The 6,816-nt window shown below is 44.9% G+C and carries 6 protein-coding genes; 4 read left to right on the forward strand and 2 right to left on the reverse strand.

Translation table 11 applies throughout. From position 1 onward, the window contains the following. Positions 1 to 9 precede the first annotated feature (9 nt). The 4 genes from FHW88_RS16125 (at position 10) to FHW88_RS16140 (ending at position 3,793) form a co-directional block, all read left to right on the forward strand. Positions 10 to 843: a universal stress protein gene (locus FHW88_RS16125; RefSeq protein ID WP_176626753.1), complete on the forward strand. Its 834-nt coding sequence runs from the start codon at positions 10 to 12 to the stop codon at positions 841 to 843. Between the two features lie 247 nt (positions 844 to 1,090). Further along, on the forward strand, positions 1,091 to 2,578 hold the full coding sequence (locus tag FHW88_RS16130; protein WP_176626755.1) for an alpha-amylase: 1,488 nt from the start codon (positions 1,091 to 1,093) through the stop codon (positions 2,576 to 2,578). Positions 2,579 to 2,635: 57 nt separating this feature from the next. Beyond that, the gene (locus tag FHW88_RS16135; RefSeq protein WP_176626757.1) at positions 2,636 to 2,935 is read left to right on the forward strand and encodes a GNAT family N-acetyltransferase; all 300 of its coding nucleotides are present in this window, start codon (positions 2,636 to 2,638) and stop codon (positions 2,933 to 2,935) included. 3 nt (positions 2,936 to 2,938) lie between these two features. Next, entirely contained in the window at positions 2,939 to 3,793 is an 855-nt protein-coding gene (locus FHW88_RS16140; RefSeq protein WP_176626759.1) for an NAD-dependent epimerase/dehydratase family protein, read from the forward strand. A 68-nt stretch (positions 3,794 to 3,861) separates the two neighbouring features. Here FHW88_RS16140 and FHW88_RS16145 read toward each other — a convergent pair whose 3' ends face one another. Next, positions 3,862 to 4,629, reverse strand: coding sequence for an SDR family NAD(P)-dependent oxidoreductase (locus tag FHW88_RS16145; protein WP_090534594.1), 768 nt, complete (start codon positions 4,627 to 4,629; stop codon positions 3,862 to 3,864). A 143-nt stretch (positions 4,630 to 4,772) separates the two neighbouring features. Next, on the reverse strand, positions 4,773 to 6,488 hold the full coding sequence (locus tag FHW88_RS16150) for an IlvD/Edd family dehydratase (protein ID WP_176626761.1): 1,716 nt from the start codon (positions 6,486 to 6,488) through the stop codon (positions 4,773 to 4,775). Positions 6,489 to 6,816 lie beyond the last annotated feature (328 nt).

Here is a 6,816-nt window from a genome sequence, read left to right on the forward strand (position 1 = left end):
TTGTTTGTTATGAAAACTATATTAATACCGGTAGATTTTTCCGACACCAATACCAATGCTATAAAATATGCAGCCGACATGGGTTGTGATATGCCGGTAAAGAAAATTATACTGCTCAAAAGTTATTATACATCGGTATATGAACAAATCCTTCCTTCGCCCGATTTTTTACTGATAAGCGCTGATGATATTGAAAATGAGCGGCAAAAAATAGAAGCTCAGCTTAAGGAGCTGATGAAAAAGCTGAAAAATCGATGTCACGAAAATATTGAGATAGAAACGGTAGTCAGCACTGAGCCTATCGTTAGGGCTATACACAATGTAGTTGAAGATCAGCACCCCGACCTGATGATAGTTGGCGGCGATATGGGGCATGAGTTAAGTATGATTGGCGAACAGATCATTGAAATAGCAAAAAGCAGCCCGGTAAAAGTACTGATCATTCCGCCTGATTGTAATTATCAGAAAATAGAACAGGCACTGGTACCCTGTGATTTGGAAGCCGTAGCCCGGCTCGGCGTTTTAAGAGGCCTTAACACGTCGCACAGCTGGCTTAATCCCAAATTGATGCTGCTTTATGTCGACCCGAAGAAAAAGCATATTGGCCGGGAGGCCGAATTTGAAGCATCGGTAAAACAACTGGTTAATTGCTATGAATGTAAGCTTCATTATTCGGAGGATAAAAATATTGTACGGGGCATACTCAATTTTGCTACAGAACAACAAGTACAATTGATCATTGCCCTGCCGGGCAAACACAGCTTTTTTTACAACTTAACCCATAGCAGCATAACCGAAGCTTTGTCTTTAAATGCCAGGCACCCGGTATTGATCCTTAAATAAGATTTCTAATCAGGAAATAGCTCCAATCGCGTTAAAACGGGGTATTACAGTGACTGTATCGTCGTGCTTATTGACGAAAGCGGCTGTAATAAACCATTGCCCGGATAATGCCATACAAAACATCCGCCAGATTCATGCCGGGTAAACAGGTTCATAATGATTTAACATCGAGGTTAAGCCGGGATAAAACCTTTCTGTTTATATTTAGTTAAGTAGTCATTTATAATTAGCTTACTTAATTAAAAGCATGGAAAATTTTACAATGCTGCAGTTTTTTGAATGGTATTACCCCGCCGGAGGCAGATTGTGGAATCAGTTAAAAAATGATGCAGAAAACCTGAAGAAAAAAGGGATCGATTCGGTATGGCTTCCGCCGGCTTATAAAGCGGCAAGCGGAGGGCTCTCGGCCGGGTATGATGTTTACGATATTTATGATCTTGGCGAGTTTGATCAGAAAGGTACAATCGCAACAAAATACGGCACCAAACAAGAATATCTCGACGCCATAGCTGCGGCGCAAAAAGCCCAGTTAAAGGTTTATGTTGATGTGGTACTTAACCATATGGGCGGTGCCGATGAAATTGAAAAGGTGAACGCCCGCAAGGTTGACCCCGCCAACCGGAACGAGTTTATTAGCGAGGTTTACGAAATAGGTGCATATACCAAGTTCACTTTCCCGGGCCGCAAGGGGAAATACTCCAAATTTATATGGGATTGGCAGTGCTTTTCGGGTATTGACTATGATGCCTATAAAAAAGAAACGGCCATATTCAGCATCCAGAACCAATATGGCGAAGGCTGGAAAGATGTGCTTGACGACGAAAACGGCAATTTTGATTACCTTATGCTTTCAGATATCGACACCCGTAACCCAAGCGTACGGGAGGAACTGAAAAAATGGGGCAAATGGTATTTTAAAACCGCAAAATTTAATGGCTTCAGGCTTGATGCCATTAAACATATGGATCATGGCTTTTACAACGAATGGCTTGATTATATGCGCAATGAGTTTAAGCAGGAATTTTTTACTGTTGGCGAGTATTGGGCTTTTGATTTGCCTAAATTATTAAAATACATTGAGGTGACCGAAGGGCGCATGTCGCTTTTTGATACCTTACTGCATGATAACTTTCATCATGCTTCGAGGACCGGGAAGGATTATGACCTCACCACTATTTTTGATAATACACTTTTGAGTGTAAAACCCGAGCTGGCAGTTACACTTGTAGAAAATCACGACACCCAGCCGCTGCAGTCGTTGGAGCAACCAATCGATCAATGGTTTAAGCCTTTGGCCTATGCGCTCATATTGCTGCGTGAGGCTGGTTATCCCTGTGTTTTTTATGCCGACATGTATGGCTCAAAATATACAGACAAGGGCGGCGACGGCGAGGAATACGAAATTGAGTTACCTGTGGTTGAAGAACTGGAAACCATGCTTTATGTTAGGAAAAACATGGCCTACGGAACCCAGCGCGATTATTTTGACCACCCTAACTGCATAGGCTGGACGCGTGAAGGTGATACCGATCATGAAAATTCAGGTTGCGCTGTAGTGATTTCAAACAGCGAGGATGGTTTTAAGGAAATGGAAATTGGGGCCGGGCATGCCGGTAAAGTTTTTGTGGATTATTTAAACAAACATGACGGCGAGGAAGTAGTGATCTCTGCTGATGGTTGGGCCGAGTTTAAAGTGAAGGCCGGATCGGTATCGGTTTGGGGAATTAAGAAGTAATTTCTGTTAAACGGGGTGAACATTTTATACATTTGTTCACCCCGTAATATATATGCTATGAAATACGAAGAAGTCCCCCTGGTAAATAATGAGGCCATCCACAATTTTGAATTGACTGTTGAAGGCTACCGTGCTTTTATCGACTACAAAAAAAAGGACGATAAAATTTACCTCATCCATACCGAAGTGCCGGTTGAGCTGGAAGGCAAAGGCGTGGCATCGGCCATTGTTGAAAAAACATTCAACTATATCGAACAGAATAACCTGAAACTGGTGCCGCTTTGTGTTTACGTGGCATCATACCTGAAACGCCACCCCGAGTGGTCCCGGATATTGGCTATTGCTCCCGGTCATTAACTTATGCGGGTTTTAGTTACGGGCTCATCCGGCAGGTTAGGAGCAGTTACAGTTAAGCATTTGCGGGCGCACGGTCACAAAGTTATCGGCATAGACTTGATTGCCGCCGAAACTACCGATGAACTGATTGATATATTAAATAAAGATGCTGTTTTAGCCATCGCAAAAAACACCGATGCAATTATTCATACCGCGGCAATCCACGGTAAACATTATGAACTCAACTACCCCAGGGAAGCGTTCATCGATGTGAATATTTACGGTACGCTCAATTTGCTTAATGCCTGTATTGCTAATAGTGTTCAAAAAATGCTGTATACCAGTACTACATCTATTTATGGCGATGCGATGGTGGATGCTAACCAGGCCGTTTGGGTTGATGAAGAACTGCCTATTAAACCACGGGATATTTACGACATCACCAAGCAAACCGCCGAGCAGCTTTGTAAGGATTTTTTTTACCGCGAAGGTTTACAGGCATCGGTGTATAGAGTTGGCCGTTTCCTCCCCGAAACAGATAACCTCAAACTAAATCACCGCCTGTACCGCGGCCTCGATGAACGCGATGGCGCCGAAGGCCTCCGATTAGCTTTGGAACAAACTTTTCCTGAGTTCGAGATCTTTAATATCACCAGTAGTTCACCCTTTAAAAAAGATGAGCTTGTACAATTAAAACAGAACCCTCTCGAAGCAATAAGAAAGCATTATCCTCAGGCTGAAACTGTTTATCTATCAAAAGGCTGGGAGTTCCCAAAAAGTATCGACCGGGTTTATGTGAGCGAAAAGGCTAAACGGTATTTTGGTTACGAACCAAAGTTTACATTTGATTATCTGTTGAATAACCTTATAGCTCGTTAAAACTTCGCAAGTTTTAATCCAAAGAAAGGAAACCACTCACTTATCAACCTAATCAACCATTCACTACACTAATATGGAGAAGTACTAACCGCCGTCCACCCCCCATCAACTACCAAATTTTGACCGGTAATTTGCCTTGCATCTGGCGAAACCAAAAACAACACCGCGTTTGCCACATCTTCAACAGTTGCGGCGCGACCCATAGGGGTAATGCGGGCCCAGGTTTTTTGATATCCGGCATCTTCCATCGTGCGCTCGGTAAGGGTGGCACCGGGGGCCACGGTATTCACGGTAATTTGATGTTGTGATAGTTCAACCACCAGGCTTTTAGCCAGCATTTCAAGCGCGGCTTTCGTCATACCGTAAGCGGCAAGGTCTTGGTGGGCCTGGTGCCCCGTAACGGAGGACATGAACAGGATACTGCCCCCGCTTTTTTGTTTAACAATTTGCCTGGCTGCCCTTTGCGCTAAAAAGAAACTGCCCTGCAAATTAACATTCATTACACTTTGCAGGGATTGGGCAGGGTAATTCAAAAAATCGCCAAACAAAGTGATCCCGGCATTGGCAACGGCAATGGTAAGTTTGCCATAACGCTGTACCGCTTCATCAACCATTTGTTGTATAAAATCAATGTCCGAAGCATCGCCGGCTATCGGGTAACAATTACCGCCGAGCCCGTTAATGGTATCGGATGCCTGAACAGCCAGTTCCTCACTCAAATCATTCAATAATACATACGCACCGGCGAGACTTAGCTGTTTAGCTATTTCAAAACCTATTCCTTGTCCGGCACCGGTTACTATAGCTACCTGTCCGTTAAATTTATCAGTTATCATTTTTAGGTTGATGGTTGGTTAACTAATTGCTTGCTGTCATGGGTAGCATGTCGAAGCATGGTGGGAGGGCCTCTGCGCGCGAGTCTTCGACAGGCTCAGACTGACCGGCCCTCGCTCAAAGCTTATTTGTTATTTTGTCTCTCTCAATGCGAATCCCTTAAAACCTCACTCCCCGAGCTGCCTCTTAAAAAATCAAGATCAGCGCCAAGATGGGCTTGCTCTACATGCGTTTGATATAAATAAGTGTATCCCCGTTTGCTGATATTGTTATTTAATACCAGCTTTGATTTTCTTTCGGCAATTTCTTCATCACTAACCTCAAGGTGCAGTGTACCGGCGGGTACATCAAGTTTAATCATGTCGCCATCCTGTACTATAGCCAATGTTCCGCCGATGGCCGCCTCGGGCGAGACGTGCAGCACTACCGTGCCAAAGCCCGTACCGCTCATCCGCCCGTCGGAGATGCGTACCATATCGGTAATGCCCTGGTCGGCCAGTTTTTTTGGGATCAGCATATTGCCAACTTCGGGCATACCGGGATAGCCTTTAGGTCCTGCATTTTTCAATACCAGTACGCTATCTTTATCCACATCCAATGCCGGATCGTTAATGCGATGATTAAAATCCTCTATATTTTCAAATACCACGGCTTTGCCGGTATGCTGCATTAAGCCCGGGCTTGCCGCCGACGGTTTCATCACAGCCCCGTTTTCGCAAAGATTACCTTTAAGTACTGTTATACCCGCTGTTGGGTTAAAAGGATTATCAACCGGCGCTATCAGTTCGCGGTTAAAACATTCGCTATTTTCATAATTACATAATATAGGGTGCCCGCTTACGGTTATGGTATCGCTGTTTAAGTGTTCGTGGAGCTCTTTCATTAAAGCAGGCAAACCTCCTGCATAATAAAAATCCTCCATAAAATATTTACCCGAGGGTTGCAGATTAGCCAGTAAGGGTATTTTGCGGGATGATGTATTGAAATCATCCATGCTTAAATCAACCCCGATGCGGCCTGCTATAGCCAGCAGGTGAATAATGAAATTAGTAGAGCCGCCAATAGCAGCGTTAACTGTTATTGCGTTTTCAAAAGCCGGCTTGGTAAGGATATCTGAAGGTTTCAGGTCTTCACGCACCATATCAACAATGCGGTTGCCCGACAGGTGTGCCAATACTTTGCGACGAGAGTCGGCCGCGGGGATAGCGGCGTTCTCTGCCAGTGAAAGCCCCAGCGATTCAACCATACAAGCCATGGTTGATGCCGTTCCCATTACCGCGCAATGCCCCTGGCTCCGGGCCATGCAGGCTTCGGCTGTATAAAGGTCTTCATCGTTCATTTGCCCGGTTTGATGATCGGCGAAAAAACGCCAGATATCCGATGTGCCGATATCCCTGCCCCGGTATTTCCCTGTTAACATTGCCCCGCCCGATACTACAATGGTTGGAATATTTACGCTGCAGGCTCCCATTACCAGTGCAGGCGTGGTTTTATCGCAGCCGCAAAGCAGCACCACGCCATCCAGTGGATTTGCGCGGATACTCTCTTCAACATCCATACTTACCAGGTTTCGGTACAGCATGGCAGTAGGTTTAACCAAAGTTTCGCCTAATGACATCACCGGGAATTCAACGGGATATCCACCGGCTTCATAAATGCCGTTTTTTATAGATTGGGCTAATTCCCGGAAATGGGCATTGCAGGGTGTAAGCTCCGACCATGTATTGCAGATGCCAATCACCGGCTTCCCCTGCAACTGATGTGCCGGGATGCCCTGATTTTTCATCCAGGCGCGATATATAAAGCCATCCTTGCCCTTTTTACCAAACCATTGCCGGCTCCGTAGCGGTTTTTCCTCCATTATATAGATGTATTGTGTTTTGAATTGGTTGTTTAACAAATATAGATTTCTATAAATCGTTTTAGGGCATTGTAAATGAAAAGTTAGGGAAATAGTGTGCCCGGGGGTATGCAAGTCATCGTGGGGTGAGTTTCCCGCGGTTATCTTCCTAAGTATATAGTAGAGATTGCAAATGGATAAGTTATCTATAGTCCCGATGTTGATGAGTCCTGATTTTTGTAAGTGTTAACTGCGGTGCTCAAAACAGCAAGCTGAATGAGGGCGTTGCCTTCGGCCGGGCTATTCGCTCATACGCCTGCAGGCATTACGCTCGTTGGCCGGTACCCGC

Source organism: Mucilaginibacter sp. SG538B, from assembly GCF_013376065.1.
Taxonomy (GTDB): Bacteria; Bacteroidota; Bacteroidia; order Sphingobacteriales; family Sphingobacteriaceae; genus Mucilaginibacter; species Mucilaginibacter rubeus.

Coding starts and splice junctions, on each gene's coding strand:
- FHW88_RS16125 (WP_176626753.1), top strand. CDS start 10: ATGAAAACTATATTAATACCGGTAGATTTTTCCGACACCAATACCAAT.
- FHW88_RS16130 (WP_176626755.1), top strand. CDS start 1,091: ATGGAAAATTTTACAATGCTGCAGTTTTTTGAATGGTATTACCCCGCC.
- FHW88_RS16135 (WP_176626757.1), top strand. CDS start 2,636: ATGAAATACGAAGAAGTCCCCCTGGTAAATAATGAGGCCATCCACAAT.
- FHW88_RS16140 (WP_176626759.1), top strand. CDS start 2,939: ATGCGGGTTTTAGTTACGGGCTCATCCGGCAGGTTAGGAGCAGTTACA.
- FHW88_RS16145 (WP_090534594.1), bottom strand. CDS start 4,629: ATGATAACTGATAAATTTAACGGACAGGTAGCTATAGTAACCGGTGCC.
- FHW88_RS16150 (WP_176626761.1), bottom strand. CDS start 6,488: ATGGAGGAAAAACCGCTACGGAGCCGGCAATGGTTTGGTAAAAAGGGC.